The sequence below is a fragment of the Telluria sp. RB2R28 genome, from assembly GCF_059685835.1.
Map to the genome: position 1 here is coordinate 108,598 of NZ_JCASIK010000002.1, position 25,593 is coordinate 134,190.

16 protein-coding genes are annotated in these 25,593 nt (G+C 64.7%); 8 read left to right on the forward strand and 8 right to left on the reverse strand.

What is annotated here, in order from left to right:
* Nucleotides 1-7 precede the first annotated feature (7 nt).
* The 8 genes from AC56LV_RS08135 to AC56LV_RS08170 all read right to left on the reverse strand — a co-directional run bounded on the left by AC56LV_RS08135 (nucleotide 8) and on the right by AC56LV_RS08170 (nucleotide 11,588).
* A complete protein-coding gene (locus AC56LV_RS08135) occupies nucleotides 8-262 on the reverse strand; it encodes a PAAR domain-containing protein (RefSeq protein WP_499556879.1) in 255 nt (84 codons plus the stop codon).
* Nucleotides 259-1,923 carry a tetratricopeptide repeat protein gene (locus AC56LV_RS08140; protein ID WP_499556880.1) on the reverse strand — a complete coding sequence of 555 codons (1,665 nt, stop codon included), beginning with the start codon at nucleotides 1,921-1,923 and terminating at the stop codon, nucleotides 259-261. The genes AC56LV_RS08135 and AC56LV_RS08140 overlap by 4 nt, the downstream gene beginning before the upstream one ends.
* On the reverse strand, nucleotides 1,899-3,944 hold the full coding sequence (locus AC56LV_RS08145; protein WP_499556881.1) for a phospholipase D-like domain-containing protein: 2,046 nt from the start codon (nucleotides 3,942-3,944) through the stop codon (nucleotides 1,899-1,901). Before AC56LV_RS08145 ends, AC56LV_RS08140 begins: the two co-directional genes overlap by 25 nt.
* A gap of 27 nt (nucleotides 3,945-3,971) precedes the next feature.
* Nucleotides 3,972-6,713, reverse strand: a complete 2,742-nt coding sequence (locus AC56LV_RS08150; RefSeq protein ID WP_499556882.1) for a type VI secretion system Vgr family protein — start codon at nucleotides 6,711-6,713, stop codon at nucleotides 3,972-3,974.
* Between the two features lie 267 nt (nucleotides 6,714-6,980).
* Complete coding sequence (locus AC56LV_RS08155) at nucleotides 6,981-8,570, reverse strand: chemotaxis protein CheW (protein WP_499556883.1); 1,590 nt, start codon at nucleotides 8,568-8,570, stop codon at nucleotides 6,981-6,983.
* The gene (locus AC56LV_RS08160) at nucleotides 8,567-9,058 is read right to left on the reverse strand and encodes a chemotaxis protein CheD (protein WP_258834665.1); all 492 of its coding nucleotides are present in this window, start codon (nucleotides 9,056-9,058) and stop codon (nucleotides 8,567-8,569) included. The genes AC56LV_RS08155 and AC56LV_RS08160 overlap by 4 nt, the downstream gene beginning before the upstream one ends.
* Nucleotides 9,055-9,873, reverse strand: a complete 819-nt coding sequence (locus tag AC56LV_RS08165) for a CheR family methyltransferase (RefSeq protein ID WP_499556884.1) — start codon at nucleotides 9,871-9,873, stop codon at nucleotides 9,055-9,057. Before AC56LV_RS08165 ends, AC56LV_RS08160 begins: the two co-directional genes overlap by 4 nt.
* A gap of 17 nt (nucleotides 9,874-9,890) precedes the next feature.
* Nucleotides 9,891-11,588: a methyl-accepting chemotaxis protein gene (locus tag AC56LV_RS08170; RefSeq protein ID WP_499556885.1), complete on the reverse strand. Its 1,698-nt coding sequence runs from the start codon at nucleotides 11,586-11,588 to the stop codon at nucleotides 9,891-9,893.
* 319 nt (nucleotides 11,589-11,907) lie between these two features.
* On the opposite strand from AC56LV_RS08170, the gene AC56LV_RS08175 reads away from it, so the two are divergent.
* From AC56LV_RS08175 to AC56LV_RS08210, 8 genes are all read left to right on the forward strand, one after another.
* Nucleotides 11,908-12,459: a hypothetical protein gene (locus AC56LV_RS08175; protein ID WP_499556886.1), complete on the forward strand. Its 552-nt coding sequence runs from the start codon at nucleotides 11,908-11,910 to the stop codon at nucleotides 12,457-12,459.
* Between the two features lie 129 nt (nucleotides 12,460-12,588).
* Entirely contained in the window at nucleotides 12,589-13,899 is a 1,311-nt protein-coding gene (locus AC56LV_RS08180) for an NEW3 domain-containing protein (protein WP_499556887.1), read from the forward strand.
* An 84-nt stretch (nucleotides 13,900-13,983) separates the two neighbouring features.
* On the forward strand, nucleotides 13,984-18,807 hold the full coding sequence (locus tag AC56LV_RS08185) for a hypothetical protein (protein ID WP_499556888.1): 4,824 nt from the start codon (nucleotides 13,984-13,986) through the stop codon (nucleotides 18,805-18,807).
* Between the two features lie 14 nt (nucleotides 18,808-18,821).
* On the forward strand, nucleotides 18,822-20,501 hold the full coding sequence (locus tag AC56LV_RS08190; protein WP_499556889.1) for a hypothetical protein: 1,680 nt from the start codon (nucleotides 18,822-18,824) through the stop codon (nucleotides 20,499-20,501).
* Nucleotides 20,502-20,728: 227 nt separating this feature from the next.
* Nucleotides 20,729-21,388, forward strand: a complete 660-nt coding sequence (locus tag AC56LV_RS08195) for a response regulator (protein WP_499556890.1) — start codon at nucleotides 20,729-20,731, stop codon at nucleotides 21,386-21,388.
* Between the two features lie 13 nt (nucleotides 21,389-21,401).
* The gene (locus AC56LV_RS08200; protein ID WP_499556891.1) at nucleotides 21,402-23,024 is read left to right on the forward strand and encodes a sensor histidine kinase; all 1,623 of its coding nucleotides are present in this window, start codon (nucleotides 21,402-21,404) and stop codon (nucleotides 23,022-23,024) included.
* 86 nt (nucleotides 23,025-23,110) lie between these two features.
* Complete coding sequence (locus AC56LV_RS08205; protein WP_499556892.1) at nucleotides 23,111-23,758, forward strand: response regulator; 648 nt, start codon at nucleotides 23,111-23,113, stop codon at nucleotides 23,756-23,758.
* A 20-nt stretch (nucleotides 23,759-23,778) separates the two neighbouring features.
* Nucleotides 23,779-25,371 (forward strand): sensor histidine kinase, encoded by a 1,593-nt coding sequence (locus AC56LV_RS08210; protein WP_499556893.1) that lies wholly within the window; start codon nucleotides 23,779-23,781, stop codon nucleotides 25,369-25,371.
* Nucleotides 25,372-25,593: the final 222 nt, after the last annotated feature.

Below are 25,593 nucleotides of genomic sequence, written 5' to 3' on the forward strand. Positions count from 1 at the left end.
CCGCGGGTCAAAGCGATGCAATCAGCTTTGCACCGCAGGCCGTAAGGTCGTTGTCGTAGGCGTAGGCCCGCCCCATATGCCGGGCACCTTCACCGTCCGGGATGATCGCAAACCGGCCCTTGCATTTCGGGCAAAAGGTGGTATCGCCTGCAAGGGCCGCTTCGGTTCCCATGACAACGGTGCCGGAAGACACCAGAATGACCTGGCCGCCGTGATCGGTCTTGTCGTTGAGACGAATGACACTGCGGCCTGCGTGTTTCATTTGTCCTCCTTCGTATGCCCTTGATCGACCTGTTCGGCTTCGATCAGATGCCAGGCAAGTTCGCTCGCATCAAGCGGCAGCATCCAGTCGCGCTTCGGATCGGGAAATGACTGCCCTGCCGTCAGCCAGCGCTGGCGCCACGCCTGATTGACTTCGTATTCCAGCGGATGCCCGGGCGCGAGCCATGGCTGCCAGGTGCCCGTGCGCGCGCATGCCTTGTCACCTGCGCAGCCTACTGGCGGATCCAGCCGTGGGACTTGCCGCGACAGCCTGAGCGCGGTGCGTGGCGCGACCGCGCCGCCGTCGTTGTGCATCGTCAGTACCCGCTGCCAGAGCAGACCGGTGATCGCCCTGGATCCGGTGCCGTTCGTGTAGCGCGGCTGCTCGAACGCCTCTGCTTTGCCGTACAGCCCCGGAGGAATCGTGGCCAGGAAAGCGCGCACCTCGCCCGCTTCCTGCGGCGCCTTCGGTTGCCAGTAGCCAGCGACGGGGGCCTGGACGGCATCGGTGGTTTCGGCGAGTGGCCGGAACGTGTAGGCGCTGTCGAGGGAGTACCGACCTTTCCTCAGCGAGGCTTCTGTCGGTGACGGGATTACCGGGGCAGGCACGACGGGCATAGCGGCAGCGAGCAGGCTCTCGCGCGTGCCGTCCCAGGGCGGAAGCACGGCCGGCGGCAGGGGCACGATCTTGTCCAGGTTCGGGAAGCGGCGGTCGGGATTGAAACGGAGCGCTTTCCCCAGCATCTCGTAACGCTCACCTCGCGCCTTGTCGATGAAGGGCACGAACATGGTTGCCAGATTGCTCGGACGGTCGAACTCGCTGCCAATGTTGTCCGAACAAAACTCGCAGCCGCCCTTCACGCCCTCGTGCATCGCCCGCATTACGCGGTCGAAGGTTGCTCGGGATCGCTCACCCACTTGTGTGCCGTCCAGGGCCCGAGGAACAATATACATGGGTTGCATCTCTATCGCTCCTGGGCCATATCCCTGAGCCAGCGCGCATTCGAACATCTTGATCGCAATCGGGATATTGCCCCAATAACCAGGTACAAGGCCATCGGCTCCCGCATCGATCTTTTCACCGAGGAAGACCATCGCCTGCGGGTTGCCCATCTGCGCCGCCTTCTGGAAAAAAGCGTAAGCACGGTCCGTATTTCCGAACACACCCGTTCCATTCAGATAATAAGTGCCCATCCGGTCATAAGCAGCCGGAATGCCCAGTTCCACGGCCTGCGACACCAGCCTCATCGCCGCATCCTCGCCATTTGGCGGATCCAGGCCTTCCACATACAGGCTGGCCAGGTTTAGCATCGCCTTCCAGTGATGCCGCTCGGCCGCCTGGCGCGTCAGCTGAACAATTTTCTTGTAGTCGCGGTCGTCGATGAAGGTCGTACGATCCTCCAGCGCGCGTGCCTCAAGGAACCAGTCGTCGGCCTGGGCGTCGATCGGCGGCACCTTGCTCGCTTCGGTCTGGCACTCGAACGATGCGATATGCGGATCGAACGGCGGCAACGGTTGCATGTGTGGCGGAACCTTGGCTTTGTCCATATGGCAGCCCGTCATGAAAGTAAGAACGATGATCACGGTCGCCGCATTGCGGCGACCACGAGGAAGATCGATGGAACGCGCCCACATGATCAGGCGACTCGCACGATTGAGCATCGCCCATCATCGAGCGGGACGATGAACCCTTCCATCTGCTTGTCAACTGGCTTGTTTGATCGCGCCTTCTGCCTGTCTTTGTTGACTTTCATCAGCTTTACCCAGTCACTGAAGGTCTTTTCAATCTCTTTCGGTGTCGCGTTACCGCCGTTATTTTCTTCAGTCGCCAGCGTCGACCAGATCCGCTTTCGCAACGCGGTTGCATGGCGCTGATCATTCGTGGCGAGGTTAATCTCGCTGTCGACCGCCATGCTGCGCTGATTCAAATTCGCACTGCCTAGCGTGAAAAAGGAGTCATCGACCAGCAGCAACTTGGAATGAATATAGATTTCGCGGTAACGCCATGCGCGCCGTGCCTGGTTGAATTCGCAGGCGTTGAGCACGGCTACGCAGACCCTCAGACCGAATTTGTCTTCGAGAATGAGGGCGGACGGCTTGTCGATCCTGTTAGCAGCCACGACGACTTCCGGCAATGGCCTTGGCGCACTCGCCCGCCTGTCTACGGCATCCCCGAAAAAAGGCTTCGGCATCGTTCGATCAAGCCTGGCTTGTTCATTGGTCTTGTCGATCATGTCGACCTGTTGCGTCAAGCCGCCCTGTTGCCCCAGCGGCGCCAACGTCTCGTAGGTACGCGGGATCATCCCTGCCGACTCCGGCGCCGGGATGACGACAAACACGTGCATCACGGGCACATCTTCACTGCCCTTGCCGATCTTGGCGCAGTTACGATTCCACCCGGCGAGCACCTCTTTGCGGATTGCGAGCAAATGCTCGGCCCATTCCTGATACTGGAAATACTGGTTTTCCAGATAAAGATAGCCGCCCCCGCCAGCCGCGACGCGGGTCGCATTGAAGTAAATCTCCTTGATCGTGAAATCGTCTTCCTCGGGCTGGGTGCGGACAATCTGCACCGTCGAGTCGCCGCCGGTCGCCTTACGCAGCAGGGCCGAGGGCGGTGTACTGCATACGTAGGACGCTGTCTTGGCGTGAGGATTGTCTCCGTTACCGGCACGCGCCCACGCCCGCTCAAAATTCTCGTGCAATGGTATGAGCGCCCTGCCACCCTCGATCCGGCAGGCATAATCGCGCAATGGCTTGAGGGTTTCAAAATCGTGTTGGCCGCCCACGCCCTGCGTTTTCTCTTTCAGCGTACTGGCCTGGCCCTCCTCGCGCAATAAATTGTCGACGCAATGCTCCTCGGTATCCCAATAGCCGGTCATGGAATTGAGTCCCATGACATAACCGACGGCCTTTTCGCCCTGCTTGTAGTTGAAATCGATCAGTACCGGCTTCTGATGGTGGGTTCCATGATGCTCCAGCAAATAACTCTCGCTGAAATCGGGTCGCCCCCGCTCATGGCCGAGCGATTTTTCGTTGCTGTTGCAGTCCCCATCGCGCAGGCGAATGCTGATGCCGGTGAGCAGATTCTTGAATGCCGCGCGATACCAGCTGCAGCAGTACTCCTCCTTCGCCATGGCGCCCAACTCGTCGCCCGAAATATTCCATTTTTTTTGATGGCGATGCTCACGCGCATGCTCACGAATCATTTCAAGACTGGCCTTGGCATGCAGTTGTTGGCCGACCAGATCGCTTTTCTGCGTATGCCAGGGTGAAGTGCCATGGGTATGGCCCGGCATGTGTTTCTGTTTTTTTCCGCCGACCCAGCTATACCAGATCAACAAGCGAACACTTACGCCCCGCCGTCCGGCCGCGATCAACAGATCGCCATAGGTGTCGGCCCGTGGCCAGATGTACCCATTTCGGTTCAGCTCCATTCCGGGATCGAAGCCCCAGCACACCAGATCGATGCTTTCCTTGGCCTCGGCGATGTCTTTGGCGATGGCGGCGAAACCCTCCTTGCCGCAGACCAGGAGCCTTAGCCGATTGTTGTGGGTGATCGGATGGGTGGCGCTTCCCTTCTTGTTCCTGACTTCCGCGAACCACTGAACGGTCGAATTCGCATGGCAGCTGACTTCGTTGATGTGCACCTGCTCGGTTCGCAGATAAGTTTCGGCGCTCATGTCGTTTCCTGTTCTGTTCATGAAAAGTCAGGTTGGGGTGCGGCCATCTGCCGAACCATCAAGCGCGCGTGCGCCCTGACTCGACAAGGACTGTTCGGTGTACAAAGCGTGGTTCGTCGAATCGAACTTCTCCGAGGCTGCCAGATCGTAGCGATCACCATTGGCCAGCTCGACCGAGTAAGCCTGCGTTCCTTTTGTATGCTTGATGGCGATACGACCGAGGTCATCGGTGATGCCTTCGTCGAACCGGCTGCCGTTCTTGAACAGCTTGTACGGCATGTTGGCGATTGGGCGGCCGCTGTCACGATGCGTTTGCAGCGTCAACACGAGCTGTTTCGGATCTTCGGGCGTGGCCGCCTCGTCGATGGTGATCTTGTGCTCCTGCGATGGCTGCGGCCGGTTCTGGGGCGCGAGCGTTTCCAGGTTGCCGTGAAAGAGCGTCGGCTTCGGCGCGAATACCTGCATGCGGTCGGTGATTTCAACCATGGCGCCGGGGCCGTGCAGCCGTACCCCCTTCCTTCCCCGGATATCGACCCAGTCGGATTGGCTGATCAGCGCCAGCACCTTGTCGGCGATCACCTGAATGTCGTCGTCATGCGCCTGCACGGTGATCTTTCCGGCGGCGGCAATGAACTTCATGCCCGCTTTATGCACGAACAAACGCAGTGTCTGCCTTATGCTCGCGTAGAGGCTGTCACCAGCTGCGATCGACAGGTTGTGGCCGGCCGTCAGCGCGATGTGCTCGCCGCTGGCAATATGGGCCGACCTGGTCGAGGCCAATTCGATTCCGGCCGGGCTGGACAAAACAAGATGTGGCTCAGCAAGCTCCGGGAACTGTTCGCCTGCGCCCCGTATCGCATCGTTTTGCGCTTTGAGCACATCGGCGACGCTGTGCTGCTGTCCATTGTCCTGCGCAAATCCCTTCAATGCGGACGTCGCCTGCGCGTCGTGCAATGCCTGTGCGGCATCCAGCTGCCTTACCGTTCCACCCATTTCCTTGACAGTCCCGCAGGCAGCCTGCCGCACCTCGGTCGTGATCAACAGACCCTTGGCCGCGCGCGCCACACCGTGCCCGTCGGTACGCAGTTCCCACCCTTCTCCACGCCTGTCCCTGCGCCCACGATGGTCTTCGATGCGCGTGATGAGGCCCAGTGAAAGCTGGCTATGCTGATGATCGCTTCTGAGCTGCGCCTGGATCTCTCCGCTCGTGTCGTCAAGGATCAGGTGATTGCCGCGCCCGTTCGCAGAACTGACCCCGGATCCCAGCTCACGGCTGCGCAGGCCCGTCAACGCGCGCTGCCCGGGCACATCCCACGGCAGCATGTTACTGCCGTTAAAGACCGCCCCGGTGATGATCAGGCGGTCCGGACAACCGTCCAGCCACTGGACGACGACTTCCGTACCCACCCTGGGAATCGCTGCAGCGCCAAACTCTGCGCCCGCCCAGGCGCTTGACACACGGATCCAGGCGGAACTACGGTCATCGTTGCTGCCCTTGCGATCCCAATGAAATTGCACGCGTACCCTGCCGTATTCATCGGTGCAGATACTGTCCTGGCCAGGGTCACCCACGACGATCGCCGTCTGCGGCGCGAGAATCCGTGTCTCCGTGCTGTTGAAATGCCGCCCCGGTCGCCAGGGGACGGATCTGGCGGAGCATGTCGCCCAGTTACGATAGGAGACCTTTTCTCCCACCGTTTGCAGATAGTTGTTCGTCGCAGTATGGCGTACCGAAATAATCAGAAACTCGTCCTTCCCGGGCCTGCTCGCCTCGCGCGTTATACCGTAATTAAAATGGCACAGCAGACGGAACCAGCGACCCGGCATCAGGAAGCGATTGTTGCCCCTGGCATCGATATGCTTGGCGATGGCTTCTACTTCTTCCATGCGAACGAGGCTGAGCGCATTCCCGTGATTCCAGTCCTTGAAACCGTAGGCGCCAGCATATCCATAGGATTCGATCAATGGCACCAGGCCCTGCTTGCTCACCGTTGGCGTCGTGACGCTGCGCGGTCTCGCATTTTTGAAATTAAAACTGTTCAGCGCGACGCTTGATACCGCAACATGCCTTACCTGCGACCAGTAATCGATGGCATCTTCTTCCAGTGCATTACCTTCTCCGTGAAAGCGCACGTCGGCACCACCGTCGATCGGCGACGCCAATGTGGAATTGCAGCCAATGATCAGCGTGTGACCAGCAGCGTCGTGCTCATACCAGTAGTACCACCCAGCGTCTTCCCAGCGCCGGCTCAGGTAATTGAAGTCGCTTTCGTTGAACTGGCAGGCATCGTGCATCACCGGATCCTGCGCCGTCACGCGCCATTCCCAGCGCGACAACACGCCATAGTCGCGAAAGATGTCATCGGCCTGCGCTCGCAAGCGCATGCCATGAAACAGATAACTGTCATTGCGCAATGCCAGGAATTTCAGCCACGGGCCAAGGATGGCTTCATAGAAAGTGACGCCACCATCGCATCGGCAACGACGGAAGCTGAACACGTAGCCAGAAAAATAGCGCAGGCTGCCATCCTGGCGCACGAGTTCGATATTCAGCAATTTTGCCAACATATCCTTGAGCGCGATATTGGGATCATCGGCCAGCAACTCGACCGTGAAAACGAAATCCCGCGACAGGTATTCCTCTGCATCGATCCGGTTCACCAGGAATTGGGCGCGCGGTGCATCGTCGTTCGGAAACGAAAGGCGCAGGATTCGATTGTGCTGCTGATCGTGCAAGAGGTCTTGAAACGCGCGGCGATCGATAGCCATGTGTGATCCTGGGGTAGGAGGAATGGAACTCCCTGCAGCGAACGCGACAGAAAAAGTTCAGCCGTTACACTACGCTGATGCCGCCAGATCAAAGTTGACCAACGTCAATGTGCTGTTTTGCGTTTGCTCCACAGCGCCACAATGCGTTATTGATCAACTTGATTGACCAAAAGCGTCGCTGAGCATCACGGCAAGCTGCGAGGTTGCTTTTGCGTGCACAAAAAAAAAGCCCCGCAGGGCCATTGAATCAGTTGGAGGGCGCGCAGTTCAATGCACCGCGCCCAACTGCCCGCGCAGCGTGACGATGAACTTCTCCTTGTCGAACAGCGTGAGCACGTCCTCGCGCCCGTCGATGCCGGGCACTTCGAGCACCTCTGCGCTGTCCTGGCGCATGTCTTGCGGGCCGTTCACGCGCAGCAGTTGCGGCGATGGGCGGCGCTGGGTGTCCGGCAGCGACAGGATGGTGTCGACGCGGTCGACGATCAGGCCGAACCGCTCGCCGTCGTGCTCGAGCACCAGGATGCGGCGCGCGGCATCGGCCGCCGGCGCTGCGGCCAGCGGCGCCATGCCGTACAACAGGCGCAGGTCGATCACGCACACCATCTGCTGGCGTACCTGCAGCATGCCGTGCACGCAAGCCGGCATGCCCGGCGGGCGGGTGACGGCGCCGTCGAAGTCGACGATTTCGCGCACCTGGCTGATGTCCGCGGCCCAGCCGGTATCGAGCGAAAATGCCAGGTACACCTGGCGCGCGCCGGTGATCTTGCGGGCGGCGCACGCGGCGCCGGCTTCTTGTGCATACAGGCGGCGATGGCCGGCGCAGATGTCGCTCACTTCCGACTCCGAAAAAAGATGGTCATGGTCCAGGAACAGGCTGTCGCCCAGTTCCCCGTTGGGCAGGCAGCCGCGGTACATCGCGCCGCGCGCGGTGCCCAGCAGCGGGATGGGCAGGATGTCGGTGTCGAAGTACGGGCGGATGTCGTCGACCGCATCGACCAGCAGGCCCAGTTGCTCGTCGCCGATGCGCACGATCAGGACGCGCGCATCGAGGGGCTCCGACTGCGACGGGCCGCAACCGAGCAGCGCGCCGAAATCGACCACGCCGACCGGCACGCCGCGCAGGTTCAGCCAGCCCTTGCATAGGCGGCCCGCCATCACCGATGGCAGCAGTTCGGGCACGCGCATGATTTCCTGGATCGCTTCCATCGCCAGCGCGAAACGCAGGCCGCCGACGGTAAACGAGATGCACTTGCGGCCCTGCGCCTGGCGCAAAAAGCGCATGCGCCAGGCGTCGCGCGCCACGCTGGCATGGGCGCGCACCTGGGGCACGTTGTCGATCCGCACCAGCGCATCGGCGTCGAGCAGTTGCAGCACGCGCGCGCCATCGGCCAGCGTGATCGTGCCGGCGATGACGCCGCGCGCAGCGTCCTGTTGCCAGTGCAGGCCGGCGCGCTGCTCGGGCCGCACGCGCAGCACTTCGCCGGTGGCGTCGAACACGAGGCCGACCTGGATATCATCGACATCGATGATCACCACGCGCTGCTCGCCCGTCACGCCGGGTGCCGCCGGGTCAAAAATGCGGGCCAGGTTCAGCAGCGGGATCGCCGCGCCCCGCAGCGTGAAGATGCCCTCCAGGCAGCATGGCGACAATGGGATCGGCGTGATCCGCGCCGGCATGTCCACCACTTCGCGCACGTTCAGTGCCGGCAGTGCGAACTCCTGGCCGGCCAGGAAGAACGTCCCTATCACTTCCATGCCGGCGGCTTCGCGCAGCACGCGCGCAGCCCCGGCCATCTGTTGTTCGATGGCCGTCACGGCCGCGCCGACATCGCTCATCGTCTCAGTGTCCATATTCATGCCGCCAGCGCCTCCTGTTCGCGCGCGATGCGCACCACGCTGAATGTCTGTTGATCGCAATCGATCGACAGACGCCGGCCCTGCGAACCGCCCACGTCCTGGAAACTTACCTGCAGGCCGCGCAGCGACAAATGCGAGCGGGCCGCTTCGATATTGCGCGTGCCGACCGCACCGCCGACCGGGCGCAGGTTCAGCATGCGTGCGCCGCCGGCGATGACGACGTCGACTTCGTCGTACTGCTCGCGCCGCACGCCCATCATTGCCAGCAGGCGCGGCACGGCCGCACTCACGTAACGGGCCGAGCCCTCGCCGGCTTCCACGCCATCGGGCAGGAAGCAGTGCGCCAGGCCGCAGCGGCCCTGGTTACGCCAGATCATGCCGATCCCGACGCAGGAGCCCAGCAGCGCGGTCAGGACCTGGTGACCGTGACCGATCTGCATCTGGCCGGACAAGACATGCGACATCTGGCTCAGGCTTTGCATACTCATGATGGTTCTCCGCCGATACGATAAACATGGGCCTGCTCGAACGCGAACGCGGTCTGCAGGCGGGTGATGGATTCCTGTTCGCCCAGGACCAGGCGGGCGCTTGGTCCCATCGCGGCCCGGGCGCCGGCCAGCACCTGCTGCTGGTGCTCGGCGTCGAAATAGATCAGCACATTGCGCAGCATGACGAGGTCGAACGCGGCGCCCCGTGGCGGGCGGCCCAGCAGGTTGTGCTGGTCGAAGCGCACGTGCTGCGCGACGGCCGGATCGACTTGCACGCCATCGCCATGCGCGACCAGGTACTTGCGAAACAGGGCCGGACGATCGGCCTCGAAGCGTGCCACGCTGCGGCCGCGGTAGGCGCCGGCGCGCGCCGTGGCCAGCGCTGCATGCGAGATGTCGGTGCCGAGGATCTCGAAACGCAGGCCGGGTGCGTGCGCCTGGAATTCGAGGCAGCTCATGGCCAGCGAATAGGCCTCTTCACCGGTGGCGGCAGCGGCCGACCAGATGCGCAGCGGCGCAGCGCGGCCCTGCGCCGCGAACGCCGGCAGGAAGGTCTCCGACAGCCAGGCCCAGACGGCCGGCGTGCGGAAGAACACCGTGTCGTTGGTGGTGACCGAGTCGATGAACGACGTGACCTCGGTGCGGTCGCTGGCCAGGCGCTCGATATAGCCGGCCCACGAGGCGATGCCCAGCGCGCGCAGGCGCGGGAGCAGGCGCCCCTGCAGCAGCACGCGCTTGTGCTCGTTCATCGCGATGCCCGTGTGCTGGCGCACCAGGGCGATCAGGGCGGAAAAATGGTCGTCGCGCAGTTCCATGGCCGTTTCCTCGTGCTTCAGACCACGAAGCGGGCGACAGTGTTGTTCAGATGGGTCGCGTGCTCGTTCAGGCCCTCGGTCGAACGGGCGATGCTGTCGCACGAACCGGCCGACCGCTCGGTTTCCTGGGCGATGTAGAGGATCGCGGCCGAGACTTCCTTGGCCGTGAGCGACTGCTCGCTGGCGCTGTCGGAGATCTCGGCGATCGCCAGCGAGGTCTTGCCGACGCCACTGGTGATGCGGTCGAACGCTTCGCTGGCCTGGCGCGAGATTTCGCTGCCCTGCGCCACGCGGCGCACCGATTCATTGATCAGCTTCGAGATTTCCTTGGTCGCCTGCGACGAGCGCTCGGCCAGCTTGCGCACTTCGTCGGCCACGACCGAGAAGCCCAGGCCGTGCTCACCGGCGCGCGCCGCTTCGATGGCCGCATTGAAGGCGAGCATATTGGTCTGCCCGGCGATCTCGCCGATGACCTTGACAATCTCGCCAATGTCCTCGGACGACTGGTTAATCATCGCCATCGCTTCGATCGAGCGGGCAATCGCCTTGGCGCCGATCTCGGCTTCGTCGCGGGTCGACTGGGCCAGGCTGTTGGCTTCCTGCGTGCTGCGGGCGATCGTGTTGATCGAGGCGGTCAGGCCATCGACCGAGGCGTTCATCTGTTCGACCGTTGCGCCCAGCGCCTGAGCGCTGGCGGCCACCGTGTTGGAGCGCTCGGCAATCGTGCGCGACGAGACATTCAGTTTGCCGGCGGCCGAGACGGCGTCGCCGATCACGCCGCGCAGGTCGCCGATCATCTTCATCACGCCGCGGCCCAGTTCGTCGAGGGGCTCGGCGCCGCTCGTGTCGATCGTGCCGGTCAGGTCGCCGGCCGAGGCGCGCGCCACCTGCTCGAGCAGCAGGCCGACCTTGCGGCGCTCATCTTCGGCGCGCTGGACAGCCGCTTCTTCGAGCATTACCTGGGCGGTGATGTCGGTGGCGAACTTGACGACTTTGACCGGCTTGCCGTTGGCGTCGAAGATCGGGTTGTAGGTCGCCTGGATCCACACGGTCTTGCCGTTGTTGCCGTGGCGCTTGTAGCGGCCGGCGTCGAATTCGCCGCGGTTGAGTTTGCCCCAGAAGCGGCGGTAGGCCGCGCTCGACGCATATTCGTCGTCGCAGAACACGCGGTGGTGTTCGCCGCGCACGTCTTCCAGCGCGTAGTCGAGCAGGTCGAGGAAGTTCGCATTGGCGTCGAGCAGCACGCCGCTCATGTCGAACTCGACCACGGCCTGTGCGCGGCCGATCGCCGACACCAGGCCGGTCGTCTCGGCAGCGCGCACTTTCTCGGCCGTGATGTCGGTGGCGAACTTGATGATCTTGGCGACGCGCCCCGAGCTGTCCTTGACCGGATTGTAGGACGCGTTGATCCAGAATTCGCGCCCGCCCTTGGCGATGCGCTTGTATTCGGCGCGGTCCGACTTGCCGGCGCCCAGGTCTTTCCAGAAACGGGCATAGGCCGGCGAATCGATCAGCTCGCGCTCGCAGAACATGGAGTGATGACGCCCCGCCAGCTCGGCGTCCGTGTAACCCGTCACGCTCAGGAAGTTGTCGTTGGCGCGCAGGATGTTGCCATTCAAATCGAATTCGACGATGGCCTGGGCGCCGTCGAGCGCCGAGTAGATCGCACGCAGGTCTTGCAGCGCGTCAGGCGATTCCAGATAGATCGTTTCCATAAATTCAGTGAGATAGGTGAATAAGGGCGCTGCGGGCGACGACGCAACGGGTGCATGTCTGCATCATCCGTCATTTCGCACAAACAGTAAATCCAGCAAAGTCAGAGTATTGATTCTGCCTGATTTATCGTTGCCCTACAACAACAATCTGCCCTGCCACAGATGAGAAGCCCCATTTTTTGGACGATTAGACGTCCTGAGAGCGTGTTCCATATGTTCCCTCCCTGCAACCAAATCGGTCAAAACGAAATATTTTTCTTGAGAAATTCAGTAAAGACGATAAAATTCATGACATCAACAATCCAGTAAAAACGAAACCATGATCCCTTTCATCCATTTCCGTTCGACTGAAACCAATCCCCTGCTCATGCGCACCCTGATGATCCTGCTGTTCTGGACCACGGTGCTGGCCGGAACGAAGGTGTTCGCTGCCGATGCCCAGGCGGTCGATGTGCGCCTGCAAGCCTTCCAGGTCGTGACGCAGGACAAGGGCGGCGAAAAACTGGTCCCTGCAACTGAAGCCAATCCTGGCGACACGATCGAATACCAGGTCACCTACCAGAACAACGGCAAGTCGGCCGCGAAGGCAGTCGCAGCAACGCTGCCGGTGCCTGAAGGCGCCATGGTCTACCTCGACGGCAGCGCCGCCCCGAAAGCGGTCCAGGCCAGTCTCGATGGCAAGCAGTTCAGTCCCCTGCCCCTGACCCGTGAAGTGATGCGCAACGGTCGCCGCACCGTCGAGCCGGTACCGCCCGAGCAATACCGTTTTTTGCGCTGGGAACTGGGCGATCTCGCGCCCGGCAAGGCCGCGACCGTGACCTCGCGCATGCGTGTCGCCGTCCCGCCGTCGTCCAGGCTCGCGCGCTCCTGACCCTTTGATTTCCTGACGTTTCGGCGTCGCTCTGCAACACTGTGCAAATAGTTGTCTTTTTATTAACATAAACCCCCGATCACCCTGTTCGATCCTGACTTACGCAAGTCCCATTACAAGGAAGCAGCCATGAAAACCCATCTCAAGCTCGTCGCCGCAGCAGCGCTGCTGGCAACCGCCAACGGCGCTTACGCCGCCACCGCGGCCGGCACCCAGATCACCAACCAGGCCACCGCCACCTATAACGATTCCACCGGCACCAAGACGGTCCAGTCGAACACCGTGATCACGACCGTGCAGCAGGTCGCCAGCCTGACGATGCCCGCCGGTACCGCCAAGAGCGCCGGCGCCGGCACCTCCGTCACCTACGCCCACAGCGTGACCAACACCGGTAACGGCAGCGACACCTTCGCCCTGTCGCAAACCAATACCGGCACGCTGAACATGACTGGCGTCGTGTTCTACGCGGACGCCAACGGTGACGGCGTGGCCGACAACGCCATCCCGATCACCAGCACCGGCCCGCTGGCTGCCGGCGCCACCTTCCGCTTCGTGGCTGTCGCCGCGCTGCCGGCCGGCGCCGCCAACGGCACCACCAACGTGCTGACCGTCCGTGCCACCAGCGGCTTCAACGGCGCGGTCACCGCCGCCAGCATCGACACCACCACCGTCTCGGCCGGCGCCGTGATCGACATCACCGCCAACTCGGCCGGCGCCGGTGCTCCGGGTGCAGGCCCTGGCGTCGAAGCCGCTGCCGTGGAAACCAAGACCACGACGGCCGGCACGATGACCTCGTTCGTCCTGTTCCTGAACAACACCGGCGGCAGCCCCGACACCTTCAATCTGCAGGCGAGCACCGACGGCACGTTCGGCACGCAAATCCTGCCAACGGGCTGGACCGTGGTCTTCAAGGACGCGAATGGCGCGGTCGTCACCAACGCCACCGTTGCCGCCGGCGCCAATGTGCGCGTGACCGCCGAAGTGACGCCGCCAGCCGGCACCGCACCAGGCACGACCGACCTGTACTTCCGCGCCATCTCGGGCACCACCGGCGTGGCCGACCGCATCCACGAAGCCGTCACGGTCGCCGCTGCCGATTCGCTCGTTGAGCTGGTCAAGACCCAGGCCCTGGACGCCAACTGCGACGGCACCGCCGATACCGCCTTCAGCAATGCACCGATCACGTCCGGCGCCGTGCCGGGTGCCTGCATCCGCTACCAGATCGTCGGCACCAACAAGGGCGTGACCGTCATCAACTCGATGGTCATGACCGACACGATCCCGGCCAACACGACCTACCACGCCGGCGCCCCGGCCAACACGCTGCTGGGTTCGATCCTGGCGCCGGCCGCCGGCCTGGTCGGCAGCGTTTCGGCGACTGTCGGCAATCTGGCCCCGGGCCAGTCGAACACGATGGCCTTCGGCGTGAAGATCGACTAAGTACACCAACGTACACCATTGCCACACCAACGCAGCGCCGCTCCGGCGGCGCTGCCTTCGAATTCCCAGACTCCCGCGCGCGCCATGACGACCTTCCTCCGACACCTCGTATTTCTCTGCATGAGCTTTGTCCTGTGGTTGTCCTGCGACGCGGGCGCCGCCATCAACAACCGTGCCAGCGCGACCTTCGTCGGCGCGGCCGGCACCAGCATCACCATCGAATCGAATACCGTGCGCGCCGTGCGCTCCGATTCGATCACGTATTTCACCTCGGCCGCCTACAGCCGCGTGGCGCGTGCGACCGAGCTCAACGGCAACCTGTTCCTCCAGGTCGATGCCGCCGAGTGCAACACCGACAAAAATGTTGCCGAGCAGGTCAGCGTGACACTGGTCTCCACGCTGACTGGCGACCGGCAAGCGTTCCCGGCGCGCGAGACGGGCGCCGACACGGGCGAATACCGCTTCAGCGCCGTCGCCGCGAGCCACAACGACGACGACGACCACGAGGACGACGCTAACGACGGCATCATCGAAGTCATGAAGAACGACACCCTGCTCGCCACCGTCGCAGGCTGCGGCAGCGGCGTGATCCAGACCGCGATCCTGGTCGACCCGATCGGCATCGTCTACGACAGCCGCAGCAACCTGCCGCTACCAGGTGCGACCGTGACCCTGATCGACATCAGCGGCGCCGGCAACGGCGGCGCGCCAGGTGCGCCGGCCCGCGTATTCGGCGTGGATGGCGTCACGCCGGCGCCCAGCACCGTCATCACCGATGGCGGCGGCATGTACCAGTTTCCACTGGTGGCACCGAGCCTGTACCGCCTGCAGGTGACCCCGCCGTCGAACTACGGCTTCCCGTCGAAACGCGAGATCGGCGAACTGCCCGCGGGCCGCACGACCAACCTGTATGGTTCGTTCGGCGGCGAGTTCATCGTCAGCGAAACCTCGGGCGTGGTCACGATCGACGTGCCGCTCGACCCGATCCCGGGCGTGCTGTACGTGGAAAAGAACGCGTCGCGCGCCATCGTCGAAGTGGGCGACGTGCTCGATTACACGGTGCGCGTCCACAACACCGCCGAACAGGCGCTGGTGGATGTCGTGGTCGAAGACCGCCTGCCGGCCGGCTTTTCTTTCGTGCCAGGCACGCTGCGCATCGATGGCGCGCTCGTGACCGACCGGTTCGAGAACCGCGGCCCGACGCTGCGCATTCCCCTCGATACGCTGGCCGCGAAATCGAACCGCGTGCTGCGCTACCGCGTGCGCATCGGCGGCGGCGCGCTGCAGGGCGACGGCATCAACCGCGCCCAGGCCACCAGCGGCGCCCCGCTGGCCCTGGTCTCGTCGGTGGCCGCGGCCAAAGTCAAGGTCGAAGCCGGCATCTTCAGCAGCAAGGGCTTCATCCTGGGCGACGTGTTCGCCGACTGCAATGTCAATGGCCAGCGCGACCTGGGCGAGCCGGGCATTCCCGATGTGCGCATCTACCTGGAAGACGGCAGCTTCTCGCAGACCGATGCCGACGGCCGCTACAGCTTCGCCGACGTTACCCCGCGCACCCACGTGGCAAAAGTCGACCTGAGCACGATGCTGGCCGGTCAGCTGGCCGTGCTGTCGAACCGCAATGCGGGCGACGCCGGCAGCCGCTTCGTCGACCTGAAGGACGGCGAACTGGCGCGCGCCGATTTCGCGCTGAGCGGCTGCAATCCCGACGTGCTCGAGGCGATCAAGGCCCGGGCCGCCCGCCTGCGCGCCGTGCTGGCCTCGGCCGCCGTGCTGACCGCCCCAAGCCCGGCCGCCGCAAAAGCCGCGCCAGAGCTGGACCTGGCCACGGTGACCAACCGCCTGGGCTTCATCGGCCTGATCGACGGCGCGATCCTGCCGCACGCCCAGCCGACCATCCGCGTCAAGGGCGGCGCCGGTTCGAGCTTCACGCTGCTGGTCGATGGCGTGGCCGTCGACGACAGCCATATCGGCAAGCAGGACACGGTGGCGGCGCAGGCGCTTGAGCTGCGCGACTATGTCGGCGTGACGCTGAAGCCTGGCCACAACCTGATCGAAGTGCGCGAGACCGACAGCTTCGGTAACCCGCGCGGCAGCAGCGTCGTCGACGTGGTCGTGCCGGGCGCCCTGGCGCGCCTGTCGGTCGCCCCGCTCGCCGAATCCGCCCCGGCCGATGGCCGCTCGCTGGCGATGGTCGCCGTGCGCCTCGAAGACGCCCATGGCGTGCTGATCGCCGAACGCACCCCGGTCACGCTGGACGCCAGCGCTGGCCAGTGGGACCAGCCCGACCTCGATCCACGCGAGCCTGGCCACCAGGTCTTCGTCGAAGGCGGCAGCGCCGAATTCGCACTGCGCACGGCGCCGGACGCCGGCGAAGCCCGCCTGCAAGCCACCAGCGGCCTGCTGCGCGCGAAGAACACGCTGCGCTTCCTGCCGGCCCTGCGCCCGATGGTGGCAGCCGGCGTCGTCGAAGGCGCCTTCAGCCTGAACCGCAGCCGCGGCAATACCGCGACCCCGCTGCGCGATTTCGACGGCTTCGAAGACCGCCTGCGCCACGTGGCCGGGGGCGAGACCGTCAACGCCGGCGCCCGCGCCGCGATGTTCGCCAAGGGCCAGATCGGCGCCGATACGCTGCTGACCATGTCGTATGACTCGGACAAGGACACCGAACCGAAGATGTTCCGCGACATCAACCCGTTTGCGTTCTACCCGACCTACGGCGACGACGCCCGCCGTGGCTTCGAGGCGCAATCGGCCGGCCGCCTGTACGTCAAGGCCGAGCGCAACCGCTCGTACGTGATGTTCGGCGACTTCGTGCCGCCAGGCGTGACCCCGGCGCGCAACCTGGGCGCCTACAACCGCAACCTGACGGGCCTGCGCCAGCACGCCGAACTGGACGGTCTGACAGTCGACTCGTTCCTCAGCTACGACAGCACCCGTCAGATGGTCGAAGAATTCGCCGCCAACGGCACCTCGGGCCCGTTCCTCACCGGCGGCGGCCTGATGGTCATCAACAGCGAGCGCATCGAAATCATCGTGCGTGACCGCGACCAGACCGGCGTGATCCTGTCGCGCCGCGCCCTGGTGCGCTACGTCGACTACGACATCGATCCGCTCAGCGGCCGCATCCTGCTGCGCGCCCCTGTGCCGAGCCTGGACGAAAACCTGAACCCGGTCAGCCTGCGCCTGGCGTACGAAGTCGACCAGAACGGTGCGCGCTTCCTGGTCGGCGGTGTCGCTGCCCAGTACCAGATCGGCAGCCACGTCGAAGTCGGCGCCAGCGCCGTCGAAGACCGCAATCCGGCCGCCCCGACCCGCCTGGTGAGCGTCAACGCCAGCGTCAAGCCGGATGAAAAAACCGTCGTCATCGTCGAAGCGGCGCAAATGGAAAAAGCCGGCCTGTCGGGTCGCGCCGCACGCTTCGATGCGAACCGCACCGACGGCAAGCTCGAAAGCCACCTGTTCCTGGGCCGCGCCGACGCCAATTTCGACAATCCATCGGCCAATCTGCCGAAGGGCCGCACCGAAGGCGGCGCCAATGTGCGCTACCGCTTCACCGAGCGCACCAGCGTCGGCCTGGAAGGCCTGCACACGGCCGACCTGACCACCGACGCCACCCGCAACGGCGTGCAGGTCTTCGCCGGTTACGCGTTCGAGAACGGCCTGCAAGCCGAAGTGGGCATGCGCCATTCGCGTGAAGAAGGCGGCGCCGGCGTCATCGTGGCCCAGCCAGACCTGACCAGCGTGCGCGCCAAGCTGGGCATGCAGATCCCTGGCTTGCCGCAGGCCGGCGTGTTCGTCGAAGGCGAACAGGATATCCACGACAATGGCCGCCGCATGGTGGCGCTGGGCGGCGACTACCGCTTCGCCGGCGGCAGCCGCGTGTACGGCCGCCATGAACTGATCAGCAGCCTGGGTTCAACCTACGCGCTGAACCAGGGCCAGCAGCGCCACGCCACCGTGTTCGGCGTCGACACCGACTACATGCACGACGGCCGCGTGTTCTCGGAATACCGCGCCGGCGGCACGTCGCCAGCGGGCACCGTGACCGGCGAGCGCCAGGCCGAAGCAGCCCTTGGACTGCGCAATCTGTGGACGCTGGGCGATGGCGTGCGCGCCAACACAAGCTTCGAACGCGTCAAGGTGCTCTCGGGCGCCAACAACAACGAAGCGATCGCGCTGACCGGCGCCATCGAAGTGAGCCGCCATCCGACCTGGACCGGCAACGCCCGCCTCGAACTGCGCCACGGCGCCGACAGCGACGGCCTGCTCTCGACGCTCGGCCTGGCCTACAAGATCGATGACAGCTGGACCTTCCTGGGCAAGAACACGCTGGCCGCCACACGCTCGAATGCCAGCAAGACGATGCGCGTGACCGAGCTGCTGCAAAGCGGCGTGGCCTACCGCGCGCTGCAGTCGATCGGCCTGAACGGCCTGGCCAAGTACGAGTACAAGCTCGAACGCGACGACGGCCTGGCTGACCTCAAGCGCGCCGTGCACGCCGTCTCGGTCGGCGCCAACTGGCAGCTACGCACTGACACCACGGTCAGCGCCCGCTACGCCGCCAAGATGGCAATGGACCAGTCGAGCGGCCTGTCGAACCGCACGGTCAGCCACCTGGTGGCCGGCCGCGTGACCCACGAGATCAATGCCGACTGGGACATCGGCGCCACCGCGCAGATGCTGATGGACCGCGACACGCGCGGCCGCCAGTACGCCGCCGGCATCGAGGCGGGCTACCAGCTGCAACGCAATATGTGGGTCTCGGCCGGCTACAACCTGCTCGGCTTCAAGGAACGCGACCTGGCCGGCGCCGACGCCACTGCCAAGGGCGTGTACTTCCGGGTACGCATGAAGTTCGACGAGAACACGCTGCAAGGCCTGCTCTCGGGCGACCTCCTCAAGTAATCAAGGATACCGACATGACTTTCGCACTGCTCTCGTCCCGCCTTCGCCACGCCTGGCTGCGCGTCTTCGTTGCCCTCGCCTGCCTGCTCGGCGCGCTGCCCGCCAAGGCCGACTGCACGGTAACCGGCGCCTGCATCACCGCCGGCCCGCGCCTGGCCAGCGTCGACACCGGCAAGAGCGCCCTGCTCGGCCCGCTACTGGGCGGCATGCTCGGCACCGGTACATCACTCAATGCGGTGGACTGGAACGCACTGGCCAGCGGCAACCTGAACCTGCTCAATTTCCTGAACGTGCTCAAGACCGACCTGGGCGTATCGACCCCGGCGCAGGCTTTGAGCGCCAACGTCACGCTGGTGCAGATCGCCAACGCGCTGGCAGTCGAGGCGCAGGCCGAGGCCAAGCCGCAGCTGGCCGGTGCGTTGTCCGGCCTGGCCTCGCAACTCAATGGCGTGGGCGGCACCGTGCGCCTGGGCGACCTGCTCAAGGTCACGGCGGACACCGGGTCGCTCGGCACCAGCACGATCAATGCGCTCGACATGTTCACCGGCCTGGTCCAGCTGTATAACCGCCGCAACGTGCTGACCACGCCGCAGCCGGTCGGGATTTCGGGTGGTCTCTTGGGCGCGACTGGCGTGGTCAACAACCTGCAACTGTATGCGCAGGTGATCGAGCCGCCGGTGTACGTGTGCGGGCCGACCGGTTCGACCTTCCATTCGGCCGCGATCCGCCTCAAGCTCAAGATGGACCTGGTGTCACTGACGCCGGCCACCGATTCGCTGCTCGGTACGGGACTGCTGCAAAGCGCGTCGGTCGGCATCGGCAAGCTGGACGTGTATGTGGAAGTCGCGCGCGGCCAGGGCAGCCTTTCCGCCGTGAGTGCCGCGACCAAGGCCGTCACGCTGCAGGTGGCGCCGGGCGTGTCGGACATTTTCATCGGCAAGATCGACGACAGCGTGTTCTTCAACCGCAGCCGCGCGATTCTCGACTCGGACGTCGACTTCGGCACGATCGGATCGCTGCGGGCCGCCGCGCTGGGGCTGCTGCCGGTCGATATTGCGCTCGACATCAAGAGCATCGTGCGTGGCCAGGCGCCGTTCTCGACGAGCGTGACGATGTCGGGCACGTTCCCGCAGACGCGCACCGTGACCTCGAGCACGACCTTCATCACGAATGCGGCCAACAGCCTGGCGACGAACCTGCAGATTCGCAGCATGCCGACCCTGGGGCTGTTGCAGGGCGCGGTCGAACCGCTCGTCAAGACGCTGGTCAAGAACGTGGTCACTCCCCTGATCGCGCCGGTGCTCACGGGCGTGGCCGATCCGCTGCTCAAGCTGCTCGGCATCGGCCTGGGCGAAATCGTGGTGACAGTCGAAGGCATTTGCCAGACCTGCGACGACTTCAAGCTGACCAAGGCGGTCGACAAGGCCAACGCCACGCCGGGCAGCACGATCCTGTATACGATCACGTTCGAGAACAGCGGCACCACCACGCTGACACAATTGAAGATCGAAGACACCACGCCGGCCTTCACGACCTATGCCGACAGCAGCTGCGGCACGCTGCCCTCCGGCCTGGCCTGTGCAGTCGCCGTCAAACCCGATGTGGGCGCCAATGGCAAAATCGAGTGGGGCATCACCGGTACGCTGGCGCCGGGGGCCAGTGGCACCGTGACGGCGACGGTAAGAGTGCAATAGTGTACCGTTGTTCATGACCGCAAGTTACAATACAGAAACGGGTTATCACGTTCCACTATCGCAATTGGTGATAATTTGATAGATTGTTGACTTGCCTATGCGTATTGGTTACGCATCCAGGTGGCTTGATCCGGTTGTTCCGACGCGCTGTCAGCTTGACGACACGCGACGGGGTGGATCATCGGCCCCCGGTCGGGAGGCTTTTAACCACCTGCACAATTCTATTCATGACATCGCACAGCAGTCCAGCGCCCGCGCCGACCGACCCCGCTTCCGCAGAAGTCTGCTCGACCAAGGAGGCAGCGAGCCTGCTTGGCGTGTCGCACCGGACCGTGCAGCTCTGGGTCGAAAGCGGCGTGCTGCAAGCCTGGAAAACCGCCGGCGGCCATCGCCGTATCCTGCTCACTTCGGTACACCGTCTGGTCGCACAGCGCAATCATGCAGTCACCGGCGGTCAACCTGCACCGGCGCCCCTTGCCAGATCGACACCCGCCGGCCGGCGCATCGTAATGGCCGACGACGACGCCACCCTGCTGCGCCTGTACGAGCTGGAAATGGCGGGCTGGGGCCTCGACGCCCACCTGATCAAGGCGCGCGACGGCTTCGATGCGCTGATCCGGATCGGCGAAGCACGACCCGACCTGTTGATCAGCGACTTGAACATGCCGGGCATGGATGGTTTCCGCATGGTACGTACGCTGCGCGCCGACCCGCGCTATGGCAATATGGCAATCATCGTCATCAGCGGCCTTGATCCTGCCACCATCAAGTCGATGGGGCTGCCCGATGACATCCCGGTATTTGCCAAACCGGTGCGCTTCCCTGAACTGCGCGCCCGGATCGAACGCATCTTCAGTGACATCGACGCGGCGGCTGCGCGCGACTGACAGGATCAACATCATGCATTCCGAGCCGGACCGACACCCCCTTGTTGCCCCGACTTTGGCTGCCCCGCAATCCATCCCCCAGTCCGATCAGGCACGCGTGCGCGCGCTGCACGAACTCGCCCTGCTCGACACCCCGCCCGAAGAACGCTTCGACCGCATCACACGCCTGGCCTGCCGCCTGCTCGGCGTGCCCATCTCGCTGATCGCGCTGGTCGACGCTGACCGCCAGTGGTTCAAGTCGCGCGTGGGCATCGATCTGCACGAGACCACGCGCGTGACCTCGTTCTGCACCCACACGATCGAGCACGAGGACGGCCTGGTGATCGATGACGCGCGGCTCGACCCGCGCTTTGCCCACAACCCGTTCGTCACCGGTGCGCCGGACGTGCGCTTCTATGCCGGCATTCCGCTGGCTGCGCCGGACGGCAGCCGGGTCGGTGCGCTGTGCGTGATCGACCGCGAGGTACGCCATTTCGATGACGAGCAGATGGCCACGCTGCGCGACCTGGCCGCCATTGCGGGCGATGAATTGCGTGCGCGCCCGGCAGGTCGCCCCGCACCCGAAGGCTGGGAAAAGGCGCTGGTGGGCCACCTGCCTGACGGCATCCTGATGCTCAATGCGCAAGGCAATATCGTGGCCGCGAACCCGGCCGCCGAAAGGCTGTTCGGCGCGACCGGTCCGCTGCTGGTGGGCCGCCCGCTGCGCGAACTGATGGACGAAGACCTGCTGCGCCTGCGCCGCTCGGGTCACTTGCGCGAAGGCGCGCGCTACGAGGCGCTGGCGCGGCGCCTGGACGGCAGCCGCTTCCCGGTCGAGTTTTCGTATTGCCGCATGATGTGGGCGGCGCGGCCGAAGTTTGCCGTGACGGTGCGCGACATTTCGCAGCGGCGCGCGGCCGAAGAGCACAACCGCGCCACCGACGAGCGGCGCCGGCGCCACTTCGCCACCGCGACCCACGAACTGCGCACGCCGATGTCGAGCGTGCTGGGCTTTTCCGAACTGCTGCTCAAGCGCGATTTCGATCCTGCCGTCAGTCGCGAGCTGGTCGAGATCATCCACCGCGAATCCGGCCGCCTGGTGAGCCTGGTCAACCAGATGCTCGACCTGGCGCGGATCGAAGCGGGCGGGCGGGACGACCTGAAGATCGATGCGGTCCCCGTGGGCGATCTGGTGAGCAGGACGCTGGCGTCGCTCGAGGGCCTTGGCCAGGCGCACCGCGTCAGCACCGACATCGCACCTGGCCTGCCGCCACTGGCGGCCGACGCCCAGAAGATGCAGCAGGCGCTGACCAATATCGTCAGCAACAGCATCAAGTATTCCGCCCCCGGTACGCCAATTTCGCTGCGCGCCGCCCCCGAACGGTGGGGCGAACGGCCGATGGTGGCGATCCGCATACGCGACCGCGGCATCGGCATGACGCCCCAGCAGCAGGCCCAGGTCTTTGACGCCTTTTATCGCGTCGACAGCGATTCGGCGGCGCCCGGCAGCGGCCTGGGGCTGACGATCCTGAAGGAGATCGTCGATCTTCACGGCGGGCGTATCGCGCTCGAATCCGAGGCCGGCGTCGGCACTGAAGTCACCCTCTATCTGCCAGTCGCGAATACCGATGACGGGCCAGCATCAGCCCGTCGGTAAGACTGGTGTTGCAAGTGCCCATCAGTGACGACGAGACCTTCCGGTTTGCCTTGACAGCCCAATGCGAACCGGTAAAATCAGCAAATATGAAAATTGCCGACCGTCAAGAAAATACTGAGCCCGCCTGTGACCGGTCGGCCTTCTGCACCACGCGGCAAGCGGCCGAGCGGATCGGCGTCTCGCACCGCACGGTGCAGATGTGGGTAGAGAACGGCGCGCTACAGGCATGGAAGACGGCGGGCGGCCATCGCCGCATCACCAATGCCTCGGTCGAGCGCCTGCTCGACGGGCGTCGCGCCGTGCTTGCCCCACCGCCCGCCATGGCAAACAGCGCCCGCCCGATCCTGCCGCTGGGCCCCGCGCGCACGGTACTGATTGTCGACGACGACGCGACGCTGCTGCGCCTGTACGAACTGGAAATCGAAACCTGGGGGATGGATCTCTCGGTGCGCAAGGCGAGCAACGGCTTCGAGGCCATGATGTGCATCGGCCAGGCGCGCCCCGATATCCTGGTGAGCGACCTGCGCATGCCCGGGATGGACGGCTTCGGCATGATCCGCAGCCTGCGCGACAATCCGGCCACCGCGTCGATGCCGATGGTGGTTATCAGCGGCATGGACAAGCCGACCGTGCTGGCCATGGGCCTGCCCAATGACGTGCCTTACCTGACCAAGCCGGCGCCGCTCGCGGCCCTGCGCGCCGCAGTGACATCGGCGCTGCCACCGGCGCCCTGATCCATCCGCAGGACCCCATAATGAACGAGACGCCGACAAACCTCCACCCCACTCCTGGTTCTGCCCCCCTGCCGCCGGATGAAGCGCGGCGCCACGCGGTGCTGCTCGACCTGAATCTGCTCGACACGCCGCCGCAAGCCTCGTTCGACCGCATCACGCGCATGGCCACGCACCTGTTCAAGGTGCCGATCGCGCTCGTGAGCCTGGTCGACACCGACCGCCAGTGGTTCAAGTCGCGCGTGGGCGTGGCGCTGACCGAGACGCCGCGCTCGGTGTCCTTCTGCGCGCACGCCATCCTGCAGGACGACGTGATGGTGGTGCGCGACGCCCGCGCCGACGCGCGCTTTGCCAACAATCCGCTGGTGCGCGGCGAGACGGCGGCGCGCTTCTACGCCGGTTCGCCGATCGACGTCGGGGACGGCATGCGGATCGGCACGCTGTGCATCATCGACAGCGTACCCCGCGAATTTTCCGACGCCGACCGCGCCATGCTGCGCGACCTGGCGGGCATGGTGGCGGGCGAAATCGCCACTATCGAGCTGCGCGCCGCCTGCGAGCGTGAGCGCAGCAGCGCGCGCACACTGCGCACGCTGCTCGAACACCTGCCCGACGCCGTGCTGCTGCTCGACGCCGTGGGCCGGATCCTGTCGTGCAATCCGGCAGCCGAGGCGTTGTTCGGCTCGCCCTGCACCGTCCTGACTGGCCAGTCGTCGGCCCTGCTGATCGGCATGGCGCCGCAGGTCGTCTCGCACCACGAGGGCACTGCCCGCCGCGTCGATGGCAGCAGCTTTGCGGCCGAAATCTCGATTGCCGAAATGACGCTCGACGGGCATGTGCACCTGGTGGCCACCGTGCGCGACATGGACGGCCTGCGCGCGGAGCGCGAACGGGTGCGCGCCGCCAACCAGCGGCGTCACGACTACTTCCGCACCGCCAGCCACGAATTGCGCACGCCGATGGCCAGCATCCTCGGGTTTTCGGAGCTGCTCCTCAAGCGCGAGTTCGATCCGGCCACCGGGCGCGAGCTGATCGACATCATCCACCGCCAGGCCACGCGCCTGATCGGCCTGGTGAACCAGATGCTCGACCTGGCGCGCATCGATGCGGGCGGCGCGGCGCAGTTGCAGCCAACCTTGCTCGACCTGGCCGACATGATGGCCAGGATCCAGGGCGCGCTGGCCAACGACGCGCACGCCGCACGGATCGCGCTGGCCGTGGCGCCCGGCCTGCAGCCCGTGACGGCCGACGCCGCGCGCGTGCAGCAGGCGCTGGGCAATATCGTGAACAATGCGCTGGCCTACTCGGCGCCGGACAGCATTGTCGATATCAGCATCTCGCAGCAGGAACGCGCCGGGCAGGCCGGCGCCGCAGTGCGGGTGCGCGACCAGGGCGTGGGCATGACGCCGGAGCAGCGCAAGCAGGTGTATGACGCCTTCTGGCGCGCCAACGCCCTGCCCGACGTGCCTGGCAACGGCCTGGGCATGACCATCGTGCGCGAGATCGTGACCGCGCACGGCGGCGTGATCGAGATCGTGTCGGCGCCGGGGGATGGGACTGAGGTTGCGTTGTGGCTGCCGGCGCGTGCTGGTGTTAAGGATGAAGCCGCTTTCTGATGCACCGGATTCTGCTGGGCGATTGCCAGGCCGGCCTGCGATTGCTGGCTGGCCTCAGTCTACGCGCACTGCGCAGTCGGCTGTCGCCAAGTCTTTGCGGCGCCTCGCCCATATCCATGCGCAGATACCGAATACCCCAGCCGTGAAACCGGCGCCACCAGCGATTGCAACGGAGAGTGGTTCAAGGAGAATGTCCTCTCCCAGCAGCGCGTGAAGCGTGAA